Source organism: Photobacterium sp. GSS17 (assembly GCF_028621875.1).
Classification (GTDB): Bacteria; Pseudomonadota; Gammaproteobacteria; order Enterobacterales; family Vibrionaceae; genus Photobacterium; species Photobacterium ganghwense.
On record NZ_CP117517.1, the window covers coordinates 1,798,804 to 1,818,601 of the forward strand.

Sequence of the window (19,798 nt, forward strand, 5' to 3'; positions counted from 1 at the left end):
AAATAAAAATGAATTTTTGTGCTGAAAAGTAGCTATAAAGTAAAAAAGGGCATCATTTGCCCTTTTTAAAATCGACAGAAATGAACAAAATATTAAATCTTTTCTACATTTGCCGCTTGCAAGCCTTTTGGCCCTTGTTCAGTATCGAAGCTGACTTTCTGGCCTTCTGCAAGAGTTTTAAATCCATCACCAGTAATGGCGCGGAAATGAACAAACACATCGGCACCGCCGTTGTCTTGCGTGATAAAACCAAACCCTTTTTCTTCATTGAACCACTTAACGGTACCTGTTGCTTTAGACATGGTGACTCCTGAATAACTTACATCTGCATACATGCCAATACTATTTAACCTTGAAAACAACTGATGAATCCCTTTGCTCTTCTGTACTTCTGAAAGTATTGCAAGATGAAGCGATTCTTAACGGTGTTGCGTCACTGCCAAACATTACTGGTCTCTTCAAGCCTAGGCATACCCGGCTTAAATGCAAATCTAATTCTGAGAAAATTGTGCTTAAATTCACAGGATAAAAGTGATGAAATACAAGATTGTTAAACAGTCCATGCCTAAGACTGTATATAGAGACAGCCTTTTCATAAAAACTTGATATCAGACGGTATTATTAAATTTGTTAATGAATTCTGAGAAAAATCAAAGATAGGGCAAATTCAGCCTGATTGGCTAAAATGTGACTTGAGTAACATCTGCGGTTTCTGCTATAACGGGGTCAGTTGGGTTTTGTAGATTCATATAAGGACAAACAATGAACACTATCCTAGAGCTAGTTCGCCAAACTCGCCGTAAGAACAAGCTGAAACGCGAGATCCTGGATAACGATCGTAAAATTCGCGACAACCGTAAGCGTGTTGAGCTTCTTGAAAACCTGATGGACTACATCAAGTCAGACATGACCCACGATCAGATTGTTGAAATCATCGAAAACATGAAAGCGGATTACGAAGATCGTGTGGATGACCACATCATCATCAGTGCAGAGCTGTCGAAAGAGCGCCGTGAAGTCAGCAAGAGCATTAAAGAGCTGAAGAAAGCGGATCTGGCCACTCACAACGTGTAAGCCTGGCGCTAATTTGAGGCTTGTTTTTATACACGTGTAGAGACTTGCTTTAACGCTTAAATAAACCCGGCCGTTGCCGGGTTTTTTGTTTCAATGAATCAGCGGGTGGTTAGGCCGTATATGGTAAGTAGCCGGTAAAGCCACAGATTTTCCAGCCGTCTTCTGTTTTCTTCAGATAGTACAGGGTTTGCCACAGTAAAATGTCTACCTCACCATTGGTTTTCTTAATCTTGCCGTTAAACTGCTTCCGAGCAATCGCCCGGCCATCCGCAATTTCAATTTCTTCAAGCCGGGTAGCAGCATGGACAGCGTCCTCCAGCGGTTCAGCATACTCAGTGTCTGATGCCAGTTTAGCCTGACGCAGCCATTCGTCCCGGTACTGTTCCAGACTTGAAAACGCGAGGTTCCATTTGCCGGGATCTGCTTGATTACCGGCATTGACGGCAAAGAATTCGTTGGCCAAAAAGTCCTTTTCTACCAGTTGCCAGTTGGCCTGGCAGTAAGCTTGTATATCCCGCTGTACCAGCATATTCCAAATGGCGGTACGATCAGCGTCAGTACCTGAAAACGGATTGGTTGAAAGCATGAATGGGGCTCTCCGTTTGTTTAGTGATTGGGAAAGACCTTAAACGATTTCGGAAGAAGTTGTAGAGCGTTAATGAAAAGTTGCGAGTGAGGAAGAAAAAAGCCTTACCCGAATGATGTTGGCTAGGTAGCAGGTCGGGTAAGGCGATGGCAAATGGAACGCTCAGCCTAATAGAAAAATGGTGGATAGCGAGGGATAAGTGTTGCGTATTTACGCGGTCAGTTTATCCAGCTCTGCTTTGGCTTGTTTGATGCCTTCGGCAGCCAATTCTTCACCCATGTTCAGTGCTTCGCTGTACACGACGTCAACATCAGTCAGGCCCACAAAGCCCAGGAATGTTTTCAGGTAAGGCACCATGACATCCGTTGCGCCGCCTTTGTGCATACCACCACGAGTGGTAACCACAATCACTTTTTTGCCGGTTAGTAGACCAACTGGTCCATTCTCAGTGTAGCTGAATGTCACACCGGCGCGTGCAATCAAATCAAACCAGTTTTTCAGCTGGGTAGGGATAGAGAAGTTATACATAGGCGCACCAATAACAATGGTGTCGCTGGCTTTAATTTCTTCAATCAGTGTATCTGACAGCGCCAATGCATCTTGCTGCTTCTGGCTCAGCTCTTCACCGCCACGCAGGCCAAAGGCAATCTCGCCATCCAGTACCGGCAGTGGGTTAGAGGCCAGGTCACGCTCTACAATGCTGCTGCCTTGTAACGAATCAACCAGGTGATCAATCAGGCCGTTTGATTGTGAGTAGTCACCCAGGATGCTTGATTTCAGTACGAGTACGTTTGCCATGATGTTATTCCTTAATATCTCAATCAGTAGTGCTTGATGAGAACTATAAGAGTCAGGCGCAGAGGATGATAGCGGAAAAAATCGCGCGACTTGTTCAAAAAAATTGAATTACAAATCAATCCATGTAGCTATCTGATTTTCAATTAATTTTTTGGCGGATGGCCCAGCGGATTTTGTTTTCAAGACAGCGTTTTAATGTGATTTCAGATACGAGGTGGAAAAAACTGAATAGCTAGGGGGCGGCTGACAAGGTAAAAAATAGCCCGAAACGACTCCTGTTTCGGGCTTAGGGGAATGGCTCGTGAGAGCCTTGCGCTAACTGGTTAGTAAATGGAGATCAATTACACTATCAATGGTAGTTCAAGCAGTATAATTTGCCAGTATCACTGCTTAGAATGTCATTCAACTCTGATAGTTAACAAATATTTCAGCCTAATAGCCAGATTCTGTTGACTATCTGTATACCTGCCAGTGACAACATGCATTTTTATGTGTCAGCAATGAACATCAGATCTCAAATAAGTTCGTATCACGCACCAGCTCGCGCGGTAGGCCATTTTTAATTCGGTTGCTGACCCATTTACCGATGCCAATCGGGTAGTCGCGATAGGTGACAATAACCTCGCCTTTGCCGGCAGGCATATCCGGGCGAATATCGCGTCCCATGAACCACTCTTTGGCTTGCTCAGCATTAAGCGCCACAGCGGTGCTTTCATTGCCTCTAGCCAGTGTCATCACGGCTTCATGTTGCCAACGATAGCCTTTCTTATGGGTCTCTGCCAGCTTGATACCGATACGTTGAAAACGGATCTCACTCAGGAGAGCATGCAGTTTGGCTGGGAACAGCCAGACTTCTTTATCCCTTAGCCAGATTTCGCTGTCCTCAGGAATCGACAGATCCAAATCCAGCCTGAACTGGTTGGCAATCTCGTCTGCCTCTTTGCGGCTGGCCTGGCTGAACGGGAATTTGCCTTTGCGTTTTTTCACTTCCGGAGATTCGACAGAAGCCAACTTCCGGATACGGGCAACAAAGAAACCTTCGCTGTCATAAATTTGTGGGTAAACATGCAGGAAGCCTTCTTCCGTCAGTGCTTTGTCGGCACCGTCGAACAGTCCAGCCAGTGATTCAAATTCCACCGCTTCACCGAAGGTGTCTTTCAGGAAGTGACAGACTTTTTGATTCTCACTCAGGTTCAGGGTGCAGGTGGAGTAGACCATTACGCCCCCCGGTTTCAGCGCCTGAAAACCACTGATGATTAAATCGCGCTGAATGGCCGCGATTTCTTCTACGTGTTCCGGGCTCCAGTTTTCCATTGCATCATCATCTTTGCGAATGGCTCCTTCACCGGAGCAAGGAGCATCAAGCAGGATGGAGTCAAACGCTTCTGGTGCCCAGCCACCAAATACACAACCGTCAAAATGGGTCAGCGCCGCATTATGAACCCCGCAACGCTGCAGGTTGGAATGGAGCACTTTAATACGGCTGGCTGCCAGTTCGTTGGCCACTAATGCGCCACGATTTTGCATCGCACAGGCAATCTGGGTGGTTTTTGAACCTGGAGCAGACGCCATGTCCAGCACGCAGTCCAGACGGTCGTTGTCTTTGAGTAATGCGACAACCGGCATCATGGAACTGGCTTCCTGAATATAGAACAGGCCAGCCATGTGTTCGGCTGTGTTACCCAGTGAGACGGTGTCTTCATCTTCGCGTTCAATCCAGAAGCCGGTGTCACACCATGGAACCGGCGTCAGGGTCCAGTCTTTATCGGCTACGCGGGCTAGAAAATCGTCGACACTGATTTTTAGTGTGTTGACTCGAATGCTGCGGCGAAGCGGGGTTTTACAGATAGCGATAAATTCATCCATGCTGAGGTGCTCAGGCATGATCTGGCGAATTTGTTCGATGAAAGCGTCCGGGATAAAAATATTAGGATGCAAGATGGGAATCTCAGTTATCTGGCAATGGCCGCAGAGTCTACCACTTGTGGTGCTTGTCGTAAAAGAAAGGAGCGCCTGTGCGCTCCTTTTCAATAAAATGTGAACAGATGCCAAGGACTTAATGTCTTGGTATTGCAGTTCGCCATGTGTGCCATTCCGGTTTGGCAATGTCATGCAGCAGATAGTGGGTATCACCTTTGGCGCGCGGCAACAGCGGTTGCGCTTCCGGGGTGGCAAAGGCGATGCCACCTCTAATCAGGCTGTCGACGGTACCGCTCTGCACGGATGCGCCGGTCAACCCGATTGTCACATCCAGCCCGGAGACATTCCAGAACACGGTATTGGTGCGTACCAGATGATCGAAGTTAGGCTCCACATGGGCCTTAATGATCACGCGGTCTGCCAAATCGCCCAATGCAACATCCACCACCTGGCCTACCTGAACATCACGGTATAGCAATGGGGTTCCGACAGAGACTGAATTGCGTTTTTCGCTTTCCAGAATTACTGTCAGCCCGGAATTGATGCGCTCCGATGTACCTAAGGTAAAGTCCTGGGCGTAATAACCGGTACCCGGGGCAACCGAAATGTAATTGCTCAGCAAAGAGTCGAGGTTTTTGGTGCCGCTCAGACTGATTTTTGGCGTCACAACCCAGAAGTAACTGTCTTTCTTCGCCAGTGTTTTCGCATACTGCGGGAACAGGCGGGCGTTAATCAGCACTTTGCCGGTATTGAAATCCGGGTGGGTTTCAATCACTTTACCGACATTGACCCCCTGATAACGAATATCGGTGTTGGTCGTGATATTTCTGGCATCGTCGGCTGTCAGGGTAATCAGCAGGCCGAAATCCTGCGCATCCTGCAGGCTGCTGTACAGCTTGTATCGGTTGCCGACCCGGTTCGCCACACCGCTGATATTGTCAAAGGCAATCCCACCCTGAACAAGAGCAGCAATAGGGGCGGCTTTTAGCTTCACTCCTGATAATCCGGCTTCAACTTCGACGCCGGATCGATTCCAGAATACGGTGTCAGGCGTGATCAAATGCCGGTAACTGTTACTGATACGAACACCAATGGTGACGCCGTCACGGGTGAGGGCGTAGTTTTGCACTTCACCCACTGGCATGTTGCGGTACAACACCGGGGAACCTTCCGTAACAGGCGGCAGCTCTTCGGCAAACAGGGTAAAGCTGGAGAATCCTTGTGCTTTCTCTGCGGCCAGCGTTGCCAGTTGCTTACTGCGGTAAAGCGGGTACGTTGACTGAATCTTATGACTCCCGCTGGTGGTAAACGAAATGCTCTGATTGATGAGCTGATCGGCGGGCGGGATGTTGACGTCCAGTCCGCGAGTGCTCAGGTTAGCCTGAATACCGCCGTCAATGTAAAAGCGGCTGCCGGAGCGAACCAGTGCGGTGTATTCCGGCATGATAATAACGTCAAAACGTACGCGATCACCTTGCAGACGGGCAGATTTCACCCGACCCACTTCCAGGCCGCGATGGCGGATCTTGGTGCCGCGCTTAATCCCATAGCTGTCTTCAGCGTAGAGTGAGAAGGTGGCCACGCCCGGTTGCTGCTCCTGCAGTTCATCCTGGCTGATAGCAACGAATTTTCGGGTACTTTCACCGGCGCCGGGAATCAGCGTCAGGTAATTGCCACGGATCAGGTTGCTGATGTTTTTTACTCCGTTAAGAGAAAGCTCAGCTTCTTCCAGCAGCATTTTTGAACCAGTGGTCAGCAGATCGCTCATGCTTGGGTCAATCGCCGCCTGAGCAATGATTTTCTTGCGGTCGTGGTCAAGACGAACATCTGATATCTGTCCAATCTTCAGTCCACGGTAAACAATCGGCGCACCACTGGCACTGATGTTGTTGTCTTCAGGCAGAGCAACGCTGATCGCAATACCACGACCGGCAGTGTTGAGATCCGGGTAGAGACGGAAAAGGTGATTAGCCTCAATGGCCAGTCCTTCGTCAGGCGAGTCAAATGCGATTGCGCCGCTGAGCATGGCTGACAGGCTTTCAAACTGAATATCGACACCATTAAAGTCGATGTTCGCGCTCATTCCGCTGACATTCCAGAACCGGCTTTTATTTGTGACCAGACTCGCATACGCCGGTTTGATCAGCACATCGATGACCACGCGCTTGCGGTCTTTGCTCAGGGTATAGTTGAACACTTCACCAACCGGGATCTGTTTGTACAGTACCTGGGAACCAATAGTCAGCGCACCGAGGCTAGGGGCGCGTAGCTGGATTTTCAGTCCTTCGCCTACCGGGGTATCTGCCGGTTGGCTGTCCAGCGCGCTAAACTCATTGGCGAATTTTCCCTGACCCGGCTGAAGGGCAATGTAGTTACCGGAAACCAGTGCATCGAGCCCCGAAATACCGGTTATCGACGCTTTGGGTTTCACCAGCCAGAAACGGGTGCCTTCTTTGAGGGTCTGAACGGCTTCAGGATAAATATCGGCCTCAACATAAATGCTTTGCAGGTCATCAGACAGGTTAACATCCCGGACGATACCCACTTCAAGCCCCTGATAGCGGATCGTCGTGCGCCCGGCGACCAGACCGGCGGCATCGTTAAAGTGAATACGAATGCGTTCACCGGCGTCGTTGACCGCCTGATAAATCAGCCATCCGGCCAGCATTAATGCCAGTAACGGTAATATCCACAGCGGCGAGATGCCCCGATCACGCTTGATGTTGACCGGTTCGGGTTGTTGGTTGTTGAGTCCGTTGTTCATAGTTGTCCCATATCAGACGAGAATCTAAGCTTTCAGCGGCAAGCATGGTTAGCACCACTACGACACCAAAGGCAATTGCCCCCGGGCCGGGCGTGAAATCCAGGAGTTGGTCGCGGTCAATCAGCGTCACCATGATCGAGATAACAAACAAGTCCATCATCGACCATTTCCCAATCCACTGAATAAAGCGGTAGAGCTTCATTCGTTGCAGATGGTTAACTTTGCGCTTGAACTGGATGGTCAGCAGAATGAATCCTAGCCCAAGGATCTTGGCGACAGGTACCACGATACTGGCAACAAAAATGATGATGGCGATGCCCACCATGTCGGTTTTTACCAGTGTCGCGACTCCCGAAAAAATGGTGTCTTCAACACGTTTACCGTTATTGAGGAAGATTGAAATTGGATACAGGTTGGCCGGAAAAATAAAGACGGTAGCGGCCAGTAAATATGCCCAGGTTTTCTGGATGGAATGGGGCATACGTTTGTAAAGAGATTCACCACAGCGCACACAATGGCTGTGGTCGCCCTGTGTCATATGGCAGCTGTGACAATGTAACGAAAACTCGGTTTGCTTATGGTCGGTCTCAGGCTGCCAGGCTTCCCAGTAGCGATTGACGCTCAGACGCGCCAGTAAGATCCCCATCAGTAACTGGAGGAGCACAAGAGAGTACAAACCGGGGCCGACAAAAATATCGGCATAATCCTGCACTTTAAAGCAGGAGACGCCCAGGCTGACCAGAAAGACATCGAACATGGCCCAGTGCTTGAGATGTTCCAGAATCCACATTGATCGATGGAATAACCCGAACTTGCGAAACTTCAGGCCAAGCTGGGCAGTAATAACCGCAGTGCTGACCAGAAATGGGGCAATCGAGCTGCAAAACAGGATCAGTAAAGCAACCGCCGGAAAATCACTGGCTAGCGTCAGGGTGCCGGAAGGCAGTGTTGCCGGAATCATAACCCCGAACAGACGAATGGTGATCAACGGAAAAAAATGCGCCGGAATGAACAGTATCAGGCAGGCGCAGGCAATAGCGAGTTCGCCGGTAAAGCGAACAGTACTGCCGCGATAAAGCCGGGTCTGGCATCGCGGGCAGTAAGCGCTTTGTCCGTGTCGGGCAACTTGCGGCATAACGGGCAGGTCGCAACCGGGACATCGTCTCGCTGTTGTCATGAGGGTTTAATCCTTTAACAATCCCAAAATTTGGTTAAGGCTTGGGCAATTTTTATCAAAAAGGGCCTGCCCATCATTCGATTTATCAGTACTGGTAAAACAATAATGGACTAAGCCCTTAAAAATGAACGCTATATTATTATTTTAAGTTAGCTCTGGCTACTGAGAGTGTGGCCGGTGACTCAGAATTTACCGGCTCAGCAGACTGAACGCTGCCATACAGGGTCTGATACAGCCCTTCCCGGTTGACCAGTTCATAGTGGGTACCACTTTGACTGACTTGACCATCTTCCAGCACATAGATTACATCGGCTTGTTTAACGGCAGATAAACGGTGCGCCACAATCAGCGTCGTGCGGCCTGCCAAAAACTGATTCAGTGCCGTGTGCAGTGCCGCTTCCGTCGCGGTGTCTAGGGCAGAAGTCGCTTCATCCAGAATCACAAACTCAGGATCGGTCAGAATCATACGTGCGATAGCCAATCGCTGGCGTTGCCCACCGGAAAGCTTGATGCCCTGACGGCCAATGATCGTATCCAGCCCTTCGGTCAGGCGCTGGGTGACGTCGGTCATCTGGGCAATTTTCAGAGCTTGCCACAACTGCTCGTCACTGTACTCACCACCCAGAGTCAGGTTGTGGCGCATCGTATCATTAAAGAGAACAGGATGTTGTAAGACCACTGCCATCCTGTCACGCAGGGCTTCGTAGCTGACATCTTCGATCGGATGGCCGTTCACCAGAATCTCGCCGTCGTCTTTCTGGTAGATACCGAGTAACAGCTGAATCAGCGTCGACTTGCCACCACCGGAAGAGCCCACCAGAGCAACACGTTTGCCGGCAGGGATAGTCAGGTTCAGCCCTCGCAGTACTTCTTTATCTTCATCGTATGAAAAACGTAGATTCCGGACGTCGATATCCACCAGTTTGTCACGATTAAACGGTGAAACTTTCTGCACCGGACGATGTTCTTCTTCTATAGACAGCAGGCCATTCAGGCGCTGCATCGCTGCGGATGCACTGTACCAGGCAAACTGAATGCCCAGCAGTTCCTGAACCGGCCCAAGCATAAACCAGAGGTAACCAAACACGGCGAACATCTGGCCCACGGTCAAATCGGTGAACAGCACCATGATCATTGCCATTGCCCGGAACAGTTCAAAACCGACCAGGAATAAAAGGAAGGAAATACGCCCGGCGGCTTCAGATTGCCAGGCATATTTATCGGCATCGCGGCGAATGTCATTGGCGCTGCTTTTCAATTGAGCCAGGAAATCACGTTCGCGGTTTGCCGCACGAAGCTGATAAATACCGTCAAGGGTTTCAACCAGCCGCTGCTGGAAACGCTCAAAGGACTGATTTTCTTGTTTCTTCAGCGTTTTTACGCGGTTGCCCATCAGCTTAGAGGCATAAACAACAAGGGGGTTAACCAGCAGAATAAACAGCCCCAACTGCCAGTTGAGCCACAGCAGAATGATGGCCGTGCCGATGACGGTCAGTAAACCAATCAGGAAGCGGCTCAGAGTATCACCTACAAACTTGTCGATGGTCTCCACATCGGTTACCAGGTGAGAGGTGATCCCACCGCTGCCGCGTTCTTCGTACTGACGCATACTGATGCGACCCAATTTGTCGATCAGGTGGCGGCGCATGTTATAGGTAATATCTTTCGCTACGAGGGTGAACTGACGGCTTTGTAAAATGTTCAGCGCCTGGCTGGAAATGCGCATCAGCACTACAAACAGCAGAACCAGTAAAATGTAAGCGGTGGGTTGCTGCCAGGACTCAGGAAGAAACAGGTTCAGAAAGCGGATACCGTCGGCGGGCTTACCCAATAAAATTTCATCCACCATCAATGGCATCAATAGCGGAATAGGGACACTGATCAGAGTCGCAGCAAGAGCGATAACGTTTGCAGCAACCAGTCTTGATTTGTGATGTTTTGCTTGCTTTATCAGCCAAGACCAGTTAATCATTTGTTTCGAATTTTCTTTCACAATGATAATGATTCCTATTACTAATATTGGTGTCATTTTAACGGCTATATAAGGAGTAAGCCATGGAAAATGTAACGAGGTTTTACGACACACTAACGAAGCAAGCCGTCGCGCTGGTTGAAGGTGAACCTGATTTGATCGCTAATATGTCTAATATTAGTGCGCTGCTGGCGATGGAGTTAGAAGATATTAACTGGGTAGGTTTCTATATTCTGAAAGAGGATCAACTTGTTCTGGGGCCGTTCCAGGGTAAACCGGCATGTGTACGTATTCCGGTTGGCCGTGGTGTTTGCGGTACTGCGGTTGCGGAAGACAAAGTGCAGCGTGTTGAAGATGTTCATCAGTTTGAAGGCCACATTGCCTGTGACGCAGCCAGCAATTCCGAAATTGTCATTCCACTTCATGTGAATGGTGAGCTATACGGTGTATTGGATATTGATAGTCCAAAATTATCAAGATTTAGCCAATCCGATGAAGACGGTTTGGTATATATGTTGGAAGAACTACAAAAAAGACTCTAATTAGATGCTTTCGGTGGTTTTTCGGCGTTAGGTAATTATAATAGCGGAACAATTTCTTTTTGATTTATGTACTAACTGCGGGGAAGACTCGCATGTGTCAGGAAAGTCCATGGAAAACTCTGAAAAGCTAACGAACAGTAAAGAAGTGATTGCCTATATTGCTGAGCGTTTCCCGAAATGTTTTACTGTTGAAGGTGAAGCCAAGCCTCTGAAGATTGGTATCTTCCAGGATCTGGCTGAGCGCCTTAGTGATGACCCGAAGGTAAGCAAGACTCAGCTGCGTACAGCGCTTCGTCAATACACTTCTTCCTGGCGTTATCTTCACGGTGTGAAAGCAGGCGTAAGTCGTGTAGACCTTGATGGCAACGAGTGCGGTGTGCTAGAACAAGAACATGTTGAGCACGCGCAAAAGGCACTTGAAGAAAGCAAAGCCAAGGTTCGTGAACGTCGTAAAGCACAAGCTGAAGCGAAAGCGGCAGCGGGTGAGAAAGACGGTGAAGCTAAAGCGAAAAAAATTCGCGCCAAAACTGCTAAACCAAAGAACACCAAGCAAAAAACGACTAAGCTAAATAAAAAGCCTGCAGAAACGACCCGTGCACTGGCTGCTGATGAAGTTGTTGTCGGCAAAGACGTTAGTGTGAACATGGGCAACGGAAACATGCCGGCGACTATCGTTGAAATTAGTAAGGACGACGTGCGAGTGCGACTATCAAATGGTCTGACCATGGTAGTGAAAGCGGAGCACCTTCGTTCATAAAGGAGAATGTTCGACGCATGAAATGTCGATACCGTTTCTCACTGATTGCTGCCGGCATGATGCTGGCAGCTTCAGCTCAGGCCCTTGAGGCCAAATACTCATTAAGTGACATTCCTCAGTTAGAACCCGAAAAGCAGCATGCGACTGCCAGTAAGCGGGTTGCTTCTCGCTTTACTCGTTCTCACTACAAGCAATTCTCACTTGATGATAACTTTTCTGCCGGCATGTTTGATCGTTATCTCGAAATGCTGGATTTCAACAAAAGCTTCCTTACCGCTTCAGATATCAAGCAGTTTGAAAAGTGGAAAACCCAACTCGATGATCAGTTGAAACGGGGCGAAACCTCTGCTGCCTTTGATATGTTCAATACGCTGCTCAAGCGTCGTTATGACCGATACCAGTTTGCATTGAATCAGCTTGATCGTGAGATCAAATTTGATATCGATGAAGACATGGTGATCGACCGTTCCAAGCTGGACTGGGCGAAAGACCGTAATGAACTGAATGAGATTTGGCGCAAACGCGTTAAATACGACGCGCTGAACCTGAAACTGACCGGTAAAGAGTGGCCTGATATCAAAGAAACGCTTGAGAAGCGCTACAACAATGCGCTGAAGCGGTTGACTCAGAGTCACAGTGAAGACGTATTCCAGATCTACATGAACGCTTTTGCGCGTCAGGTCGATCCGCATACCAGTTATTTGTCTCCTCGTAACGCCGAACAATTCCAGTCAGAAATGAATCTGTCTCTGGAAGGGATTGGGGCGGTTCTGCAAGTCGTCGATGATTACACCGTGATTCGTTCGCTGGTGGCTGGTGGTCCGGCTTCAGCCTCGAAGAAACTGGCCGCCGGTGATCGCATTATTGGCGTGGCGCAGGACGGCAAAGACATGGTGGACGTGATTGGCTGGCGTCTTGATGATGTTGTGCAGTTGATCAAAGGCCCTAAAGGTAGCAAGGTTAAGCTTGAGATCCTGCCTGAAGGTAACAATGCCAAAAGTTACGATGTCACAATTGTCCGTGACAAAATCCGTCTGGAAGACCGTGCAGCCAAGTCAGAGGTGAAAATCTCGCACGGCCGTAAGATTGGGGTGATTGAAATCCCAAGCTTCTATGTGGGTTTGGCAGAAGACACCAAGAAAGAGTTGGCGAAGCTTAGCGATGAGCAAGTGGATGCGGTGATGATCGACCTGCGGAACAACGGGGGCGGTGCACTGACGGAAGCGACGGCACTGACCGGGTTGTTCATGAACAGCGGACCGGTTGTACAGGTGCGTGACAGCTATGGCCGGGTTAAAGTCAACGGTGATTCAGATGATCGTGTTTACTACGATGGTCCTCTGACGGTGCTGATTAACCGCTACAGTGCGTCAGCATCCGAGATTTTTGCAGCTGCGATGCAGGATTACGGACGAGCGGTCATTCTGGGTGAGCAGTCATTTGGTAAGGGTACGGTGCAGCAACACCGTTCGCTGAACCATATCTATGATCTGTTCGATAAACCGCTGGGTCACGTTCAGTACACCATTCAGAAGTTCTACCGTATCAACGGCGGTAGTACACAAAATCTGGGTGTTGTTCCGGATGTGCCATTCCCGACGGCGGTAGATCCGTCTGAAACCGGTGAAAGCGTCGAAGATAACGCACTTCCGTGGGACAGCATCAAAGCGGCGCAATACTCGAAGATGTATAACTTTTCGCCGATTCTGCCTTCACTGAAAACCAAGCACGAAAAACGTATCGACAAGGATATGGAGTTCGGCTTTATTCAGGAAGACATCGATCGTTATAAAGAAGAGAAGGACATTAACACCATCTCTTTGAACGAGAAGAAGCGTATTGCGGAGCAGAATAAAGAAGATACTGAGCGTCTGACTCGTCTGAACGAGCGTCAGAAAGCACTTGGCAAGCAGCCGTTTGCCAAACTGGATGATGTGCCGAAAGACTACGAAGCGCCGGATGCGTATCTGGACGAAGCCCTTGCTGTAACCGCTGATCTTGTCAGCGTACAGAGCTAACGGCATACAGATTCTGTATAACCTTCGAAAGCGGTACCTTAGGGTGCCGCTTTTCTATTTGATTTATCAGACTTTCTTGTCCGATTTTTATTTTAAAACCATGTCTCATGGCTGAGACGCCTTGCCTAATAACCGTGATATTCATCATATTTCTCATCCATTCCTGGCAATGAAAGCTAGGGTTAAAGGTAGATGTCAAAATTCTGGCCGTTTTACTCTGCACGAGGGAATCGCTATGGTGAGATCATTGTTAGTGGCAGTATCAATGTTATTGGCTTCCTTAACCGGCACCGCGCAGGCAAAGGCTGACCTGACAGAATTTGATTACCCGTTGCTGCTTGGTGACTGGTACTGGTTTAGCAACACGGAAGAGGGCGTAGAAAGCGAAGGGAGCAGCTATCGTGCAATGAACATCAAGTTTAAATCAGACTACCATTATGTGATTCGTCTGTTGCAGGTAGACGGAAATGTTGAAGAATGGAGCGGCATTTACGACATTGATGAATCAACAGTAACCTTTCGCAGTCGCGGCCAGCCTGAGCAACAGCATACTTACATGCTGAGCTACAACCAGTTTTTATTAGATGGTGCGCGATTCACAAAACTGGCTCCTGAACATCTGGCGGGCAACTGGCGTTCATCGCGTATCAGCGGCCAGGATGTGGGAGATGCTGTCACTCAGTTATCATTATCGCTTCGTCCTGACTTTTTGTTTTCAGCAGAAGTCTCTGGCAAAAATGGCAAGAAAATCGAACATCGCGGAATTTACTACATCGAAGATGATCAAATCGTGCTGATTTACGAAGACGGCCAGCATGACAGTCAATTCCGCTTAGGCAGTAACACTCTGACTCTCACTAACAAGCTGTTCGGGATGGAAGCTATCATGCAACGTGAATAACGGTTTCTTGATCGCGTTGTTGTCCATATGAAAGATTGGTTATGAGAGGACAGTGGTGAGTGGCTGGCTGATCGGTCACCGAACCAAGCAATACGAATCAAGCAACACGAATCAAGCAATAAAAGACGCAAGGTTAGGGTGAAATAGCGATGTAAAAAAGGCTTGTTTTCACAAGCCTTTTTTATTTTTTTGGAAGAGCATTGAACGTAAATTGGCGGTCAGAGGTAATTAGTTCTTTGCCTCAGTCAATAACGCTCGGTGCTGTATCATCATCCAACAATCTTGAAAGCCTGACGCAGCTGGGAAAGATAATCTTCGTCGCGGCAGATGCTTTTGCCGGGTTCGTCAGAAATTTTCGCCACAGGGCGGCCTTCACACTCGGTCAGTTTCAGCACGATGTTCAGCGTTTTCACTCCGGGTAAGTCGCAGGTCAACTGTGTACCAATACCAAAGCTGATATTGATGCGATGTGCAAAGTGTTTGTAAATTGTCAGTGCTTTGTCCAGAGTCAGGCTGTCTGAGAACACCAGAGACTTGGTTTTCGGATCAATGCCCAGTGCTTCATAGTGAGCAATGGCCTTTTCACCCCAGGCAATCGGGTCACCGCTGTCATGGCGTAAGCCAATAAAACGCTCAGACAAGCGCAGATCGAAATCACGCAGGAAAGCATCCATATTGATGCAGTCCGTCAGGGCGATACCCAGTGAGTCCGGGTACTCCTGTAGCCAGCGATTCAGAGCCAGTTGCTGGGAATCTGCCAGTTCACCGGACAGTTGCTGATGCGCCTGGAACCACTCATGCGCTTGTGTGCCTACAGGTGTCAAACCACGGGTACGCGCCAGGTGATAGTTTGAGGTGCCTTTAAATTCAGCCACGTTTGTTTTCAGATAATCCACAACGTGGTGATGCACATCTTTAGAGAAGCGGCGACGGGTGCCGAAATCGACCAGTGCAAAGGCGTCAAGATCAATACCTTCCTCGGATGCACGGTGGTAAAACTGGTCAAGTTTTCCTTTCAGCTGTGCAAGGGCGTCGTCTGAACTGGCATCAGGGTAGAGGTGTTTGCAGCGAATTTCGCAAATGATAGCCAGTAGCGGGACTTCCCACAGAATGATATCCAGCCACTTACCGGTGATCGTGATAGCAAGCTGATCGCCGGTTGCATCGATATGTACCTGCTCACTCTTAAGCTGAAATGACTTGAGATACTCAAGGTAGTCTTCTTTAAAGAAGCTGAGTGTCGACAGGTACGCAATCTCTTCACCGGTGAATGACAGGCCGGCAAGACGGTTGATGTGATCCTGAATCTCTTGGCAATAAGGACGAAGGTCTTCCTCGCTCCGGCAATGAAACTCTGCGACCGCCTCAATATCTGGGTATTGATGAAAAATTGCTTGCTGCATATGTAATTTATATGCATCGGTATCAAGCAGGGAGTCGATAATCCCAATGTGTCCTAATTGATTCATAACTAGTTTGGTCGTTTTTTGCAATCCGAGGATTTTACCTTATTTTGAGCCGAGATTGCCTCAAAATGTTTCAGATAGTTGAAATTTTTAGGGCGAGTACCATACGCTGAAAAGCCATCAACGACAAGCCTACCAAGCACTTTTTATGGTAATTGGTGTCATAGTGTTAACACTATGTTTATGCGAGGATCTTGCTGCGAGAAAGATTTTGGGTAACCATTATCTTTTATAAAACTAATTATAGTAAAAATGATGCCCTGTCATTTAGCTGAATAACTAGTTTGAAGTCTGCCTGCATTGCATGAATATTCACCACTTGTCATATCTGGTGTTGAACTTCAGAGCGATTCTGGCAGTGGCTCTTGTCTGTCGCAGTTAAAGACAGAATAATGGAAACAACCGCCAGCGACTTCTCGCTCTGCCTTTATGGTAATTGTGCGGATAGAAATAAGGAATTTACATGGCCGAACAACCTACGATGACTCAGCCTACGGCAAAATACCGTTCTGACTACCAGTCTCCTGACTTTACCATCACCGATATCTCCCTGGAATTTGACCTGTATGACACTGCCACGAAAGTACTGGCGGTCAGCAAGGTTATCCGTCAGAAAGACACCGCAACGACGCTGGAGTTGGATGGCGACCACCTGAAATTGGTGCGCATTGAAATTAACGGTGTAGCCTGGAGCGACTTTGCTGAAGGCGAGGGCAAACTGTCTGTCTATAATGTGCCTGCTGAGTTTGAACTGTTGATCGAAACAGAAATCAACCCTGAAGCAAATACGCTGCTGGAAGGTCTGTACAAATCAGGCGGTGCCTTCTGTACGCAATGTGAAGCTGAAGGCTTCCGCAATATCACTTACTATCTGGATCGCCCGGATGTACTGGCGCGTTACACCACAAAAGTGATTGCCGACAAGGCTCAGTATCCGTACCTGATGAGTAATGGTAACCGTGTTGACAGCGGTGATCTGGATAATGGTCGTCACTGGGTTCAGTGGCAGGATCCGTTCCCGAAACCAAGCTATCTGTTCGCACTGGTTGCCGGTGATTTTGACGTACTGCGTGATAAGTACACGACGAAAAGCGATCGTGTGGTTGATCTTGAAATCTTTGTCGACAAAGGCAACCTAGATCGTGCGGAATACGCCATGACTTCGCTGATCAACTCCATGAAGTGGGATGAAGAGCGTTTCGGTCTGGAATATGACCTGGATATCTACATGATCGTCGCTGTTGATTTCTTCAACATGGGCGCCATGGAGAACAAGGGCCTGAACATCTTTAACTCTAAATATGTACTGGCTAACCCGAATACTGCGACGGACACCGATTATCAGGGTATTGAGTCGGTCATTGGTCACGAGTATTTCCACAACTGGACCGGTAACCGTGTGACTTGCCGTGACTGGTTCCAGCTGAGCCTGAAAGAAGGCCTGACGGTATTCCGTGATCAGGAATTCTCCTCTGATCTGGGTTCTCGTCCGGTTAACCGTATCAACAACGTTCGTATTATGCGTGGCCCGCAATTTGCGGAAGACCGTGGCCCGATGTCTCATCCGATCCGTCCGGACAAAGTGATCGAAATGAATAACTTCTACACCCTGACCGTCTATGAGAAGGGCAGCGAAGTTATTCGTATGATGCACACATTGCTGGGCGAAGAAAACTTCCAGGCTGGCATGAAGCTGTACTTTGAGCGCCATGACGGCACTGCGGCAACCTGTGACGATTTCGTTCAGGCGATGGAAGACGCATCGGGCATCAGCCTTGAGCGTTTCCGTCGTTGGTACAGCCAGGCCGGTACACCGGTTGTGACGGTTGATACTGAGTATCTGGCGGATGTTAAGCGTTACCGTGTCACTGTTAAACAACACACTGCACCAACACCTGAGCAGGAAGAGAAGTTGCCGCTTCATATTCCATTTGATATTGAGCTGTATAACCGCCAGGGTGATGTTCTTCCGTTACAATGTAACGGTGAAGCCATGCATCATGTGCTGAATGTGACTGAAGCCGAGCAGGTGTTTGAGTTCGAAAACATCGACGAGCAACCTGTGATCTCTATGCTGCGTGAGTTCTCTGCTCCGGTGATCCTGGAATACGATTACAGCGACGACGAGCTGATTTTCCTGATGGTGCATGCTCGTAACGAATTTGCACGTTGGGATGCGGGTCAGATGCTATTGGCGAAGTACATTAAGCGCAATGTAGAGCGCGTTCGCCAGGGTGAGGCGTTTGAACTGCCTGAAGCCGTGATTGATGCCTTCCGTGGCGTGCTGCTGGATGAGAAGCTGGATCCTGCTTTCATCGCTGAAGTCCTGACACTGCCAAACGAAAACGAAATTGCCGGTTGGTACAAAACGGTGGATGTGGATGCGATCCACCAGGTTGTTGGAGAGCTGGAAGTTGCTTTTGCGAAGGCAATGGAAGATGAGTTTACTGCGATCTACCATGCCCTGAATCAGGGGGCTTACACCATTGAGCATGACGCGATGGCCAAACGTGCATTGCGGAATACCTGTCTGGCTTATCTGGGTCAGACTGAGCAGGGTAATCAGCTGGTCAGCAAGCAGTATCAGGTGTCTGATAACATGACTGACACCATGGCCGCGATGGCTGTCGCGAATGACGCGGAACTTCCTTGTCGCGAAGCTCAGATGACTGATTTCAGTGATAAATGGACGCACGATGGTCTGGTAATGGACAAGTGGTTCATTCTGCAAGGTAAGAACCCGGCGGAGAATGCGCTGGAGAATGTGCGTGAAACCATGAAGCATCCGGCGTTTGATCTGAAAAACCCGAACCGTACCCGTAGTCTGGTTGCCAGCTTCTGTGCCAATAACCCAGTTCGTTTCCATGCGAAAGACGGTTCAGGCTATCAGTTCCTGACTGAAATCCTGACAACGCTGAATACCAGCAACCCGCAGGTCGCCTCTCGTCTGATTGAGCCGTTCCTAAAGTTTCGTCAGTATGACGAAGCCCGCCAGTCACTGATGCGCGCTGAGCTTGAGAAACTGGCTAAGCTGGAAAATCTGGCAAAAGATCTGTACGAGAAAGTTCAAAAAGCGCTGCAACAGTAAACCAGCGGCTTTAAACGCTGATTTAACCGCGATGGTTTAGCAGTTATGTTTTAACGGCTATGTTTTAACCGTTATAAAGGGCAGGGAGACCTGCCCTTTATTTTTTGAGCAGTCGGTATGCTTACGTCATGCCATACAGAACGTTCTCTGGACATAGCGTGAGAAGGTGCAGGAGGCCGAGTTAGGAAAAACCATGAAAGCGTATACTTTTTCAATCTATATCACATATCAGAATTACCTTAACTACTACAACGGCGCAGCCAGCACGGTCCAGGTGGTCACAGATGAAGGGTTAAGGTTGCAGTTACCTGCGGCCCGGTTGCGGCCATTTTTAAGCCAAATAGGAATAAAAGGGCGTTTTCGTTTAACAGTAAACAGTGAAAATCGATTCCATTCACTGGAGCAGCTGGCATAAAACTGCTGCCAATATCTTGATAACATTTTTGTAACCAATGAATTTAATGAAAGAGCAAAAATAAAAGTTATGCAGTTAATTTGCATTAGTTTTATTTAGCTGAATGAAAGCTGAAAATAACCCTAAAAATAAATGGTTAGACCAATTGACAAGGGCCTGTGGGAATTTTGACGCTATTTTCATCAGACCCAGATAATCCGACCAGTCAAAATCTCTACCTTAGTCACATATTCGATTTTTTCCTGCTCAGACAGTGATATTAACGTAACCATTTCGCAACAAAAGGCCCTACAATAGCACTCGCGGATTACCCGTCATTC

General features: G+C 48.4%; 15 protein-coding genes. 7 read left to right on the forward strand and 8 right to left on the reverse strand.

Annotated elements, in window-relative coordinates; translation table 11 throughout:
- Window positions 1-92: 92 nt before the first annotated feature.
- Window positions 93-302: a transcription antiterminator/RNA stability regulator CspE gene (gene cspE, locus PGW97_RS08100; protein ID WP_047886695.1), complete on the reverse strand. Its 210-nt coding sequence runs from the start codon at window positions 300-302 to the stop codon at window positions 93-95.
- 460 nt (window positions 303-762) lie between these two features.
- Here cspE and PGW97_RS08105 point away from each other — a divergent pair, with 460 nt between their 5' ends.
- Entirely contained in the window at window positions 763-1,074 is a 312-nt protein-coding gene (locus PGW97_RS08105; RefSeq protein WP_047886696.1) for a DUF496 family protein, read from the forward strand.
- 109 nt (window positions 1,075-1,183) lie between these two features.
- Here the strand turns inward: PGW97_RS08105 and PGW97_RS08110 are convergent, their stop codons facing one another.
- From PGW97_RS08110 to PGW97_RS08135, 6 genes are all read right to left on the reverse strand, one after another.
- A complete protein-coding gene (locus PGW97_RS08110) occupies window positions 1,184-1,660 on the reverse strand; it encodes a hypothetical protein (RefSeq protein ID WP_273857024.1) in 477 nt (158 codons plus the stop codon).
- Between the two features lie 210 nt (window positions 1,661-1,870).
- Complete coding sequence (locus PGW97_RS08115; RefSeq protein WP_047886698.1) at window positions 1,871-2,458, reverse strand: FMN-dependent NADH-azoreductase; 588 nt, start codon at window positions 2,456-2,458, stop codon at window positions 1,871-1,873.
- A 507-nt stretch (window positions 2,459-2,965) separates the two neighbouring features.
- Window positions 2,966-4,396, reverse strand: a complete 1,431-nt coding sequence (rsmF, locus tag PGW97_RS08120) for a 16S rRNA (cytosine(1407)-C(5))-methyltransferase RsmF (RefSeq protein WP_273857026.1) — start codon at window positions 4,394-4,396, stop codon at window positions 2,966-2,968.
- A gap of 118 nt (window positions 4,397-4,514) precedes the next feature.
- Entirely contained in the window at window positions 4,515-7,142 is a 2,628-nt protein-coding gene (locus tag PGW97_RS08125; protein ID WP_273857028.1) for a PqiB family protein, read from the reverse strand.
- The gene (locus PGW97_RS08130; RefSeq protein WP_273857030.1) at window positions 7,090-8,319 is read right to left on the reverse strand and encodes a paraquat-inducible protein A; all 1,230 of its coding nucleotides are present in this window, start codon (window positions 8,317-8,319) and stop codon (window positions 7,090-7,092) included. Before PGW97_RS08130 ends, PGW97_RS08125 begins: the two co-directional genes overlap by 53 nt.
- A gap of 139 nt (window positions 8,320-8,458) precedes the next feature.
- Window positions 8,459-10,291, reverse strand: coding sequence for an ABC transporter ATP-binding protein (locus tag PGW97_RS08135; RefSeq protein ID WP_273857032.1), 1,833 nt, complete (start codon window positions 10,289-10,291; stop codon window positions 8,459-8,461).
- A gap of 83 nt (window positions 10,292-10,374) precedes the next feature.
- On the opposite strand from PGW97_RS08135, the gene PGW97_RS08140 reads away from it, so the two are divergent.
- The 4 genes from PGW97_RS08140 (at window position 10,375) to PGW97_RS08155 (ending at window position 14,509) form a co-directional block, all read left to right on the forward strand.
- Window positions 10,375-10,833, forward strand: a complete 459-nt coding sequence (locus tag PGW97_RS08140; protein ID WP_217392535.1) for a GAF domain-containing protein — start codon at window positions 10,375-10,377, stop codon at window positions 10,831-10,833.
- Between the two features lie 109 nt (window positions 10,834-10,942).
- Entirely contained in the window at window positions 10,943-11,590 is a 648-nt protein-coding gene (gene proQ, locus PGW97_RS08145; protein WP_047886703.1) for an RNA chaperone ProQ, read from the forward strand.
- 17 nt (window positions 11,591-11,607) lie between these two features.
- Window positions 11,608-13,608 (forward strand): carboxy terminal-processing peptidase, encoded by a 2,001-nt coding sequence (prc, locus tag PGW97_RS08150; RefSeq protein WP_047886704.1) that lies wholly within the window; start codon window positions 11,608-11,610, stop codon window positions 13,606-13,608.
- A gap of 235 nt (window positions 13,609-13,843) precedes the next feature.
- On the forward strand, window positions 13,844-14,509 hold the full coding sequence (locus PGW97_RS08155) for a lipocalin family protein (RefSeq protein ID WP_217392534.1): 666 nt from the start codon (window positions 13,844-13,846) through the stop codon (window positions 14,507-14,509).
- A 269-nt stretch (window positions 14,510-14,778) separates the two neighbouring features.
- Here PGW97_RS08155 and pncB read toward each other — a convergent pair whose 3' ends face one another.
- On the reverse strand, window positions 14,779-15,978 hold the full coding sequence (pncB, locus tag PGW97_RS08160) for a nicotinate phosphoribosyltransferase (RefSeq protein WP_047886706.1): 1,200 nt from the start codon (window positions 15,976-15,978) through the stop codon (window positions 14,779-14,781).
- A 460-nt stretch (window positions 15,979-16,438) separates the two neighbouring features.
- Here pncB and pepN point away from each other — a divergent pair, with 460 nt between their 5' ends.
- Window positions 16,439-19,063: an aminopeptidase N gene (pepN, locus tag PGW97_RS08165; protein ID WP_443147100.1), complete on the forward strand. Its 2,625-nt coding sequence runs from the start codon at window positions 16,439-16,441 to the stop codon at window positions 19,061-19,063.
- 193 nt (window positions 19,064-19,256) lie between these two features.
- Window positions 19,257-19,478, forward strand: a complete 222-nt coding sequence (locus tag PGW97_RS08170) for a DUF2835 domain-containing protein (protein ID WP_217392532.1) — start codon at window positions 19,257-19,259, stop codon at window positions 19,476-19,478.
- Window positions 19,479-19,798: the final 320 nt, after the last annotated feature.

Bases quoted from the DNA above. Each gene is read 5' to 3' on its own strand.
- cspE (WP_047886695.1), bottom strand. From the start codon at position 302: ATGTCTAAAGCAACAGGTACCGTTAAGTGGTTCAATGAAGAAAAAGGG.
- PGW97_RS08105 (WP_047886696.1), top strand. From the start codon at position 763: ATGAACACTATCCTAGAGCTAGTTCGCCAAACTCGCCGTAAGAACAAG.
- PGW97_RS08110 (WP_273857024.1), bottom strand. From the start codon at position 1,660: ATGCTTTCAACCAATCCGTTTTCAGGTACTGACGCTGATCGTACCGCC.
- PGW97_RS08115 (WP_047886698.1), bottom strand. From the start codon at position 2,458: ATGGCAAACGTACTCGTACTGAAATCAAGCATCCTGGGTGACTACTCA.
- PGW97_RS08125 (WP_273857028.1), bottom strand. From the start codon at position 7,142: ATGAACAACGGACTCAACAACCAACAACCCGAACCGGTCAACATCAAG.
- PGW97_RS08130 (WP_273857030.1), bottom strand. From the start codon at position 8,319: ATGACAACAGCGAGACGATGTCCCGGTTGCGACCTGCCCGTTATGCCG.
- PGW97_RS08135 (WP_273857032.1), bottom strand. From the start codon at position 10,291: ATGATTAACTGGTCTTGGCTGATAAAGCAAGCAAAACATCACAAATCA.
- PGW97_RS08140 (WP_217392535.1), top strand. From the start codon at position 10,375: ATGGAAAATGTAACGAGGTTTTACGACACACTAACGAAGCAAGCCGTC.
- proQ (WP_047886703.1), top strand. From the start codon at position 10,943: ATGGAAAACTCTGAAAAGCTAACGAACAGTAAAGAAGTGATTGCCTAT.
- prc (WP_047886704.1), top strand. From the start codon at position 11,608: ATGAAATGTCGATACCGTTTCTCACTGATTGCTGCCGGCATGATGCTG.
- PGW97_RS08155 (WP_217392534.1), top strand. From the start codon at position 13,844: ATGGTGAGATCATTGTTAGTGGCAGTATCAATGTTATTGGCTTCCTTA.
- pncB (WP_047886706.1), bottom strand. From the start codon at position 15,978: ATGAATCAATTAGGACACATTGGGATTATCGACTCCCTGCTTGATACC.
- pepN (WP_443147100.1), top strand. From the start codon at position 16,439: ATGGCCGAACAACCTACGATGACTCAGCCTACGGCAAAATACCGTTCT.
- PGW97_RS08170 (WP_217392532.1), top strand. From the start codon at position 19,257: ATGAAAGCGTATACTTTTTCAATCTATATCACATATCAGAATTACCTT.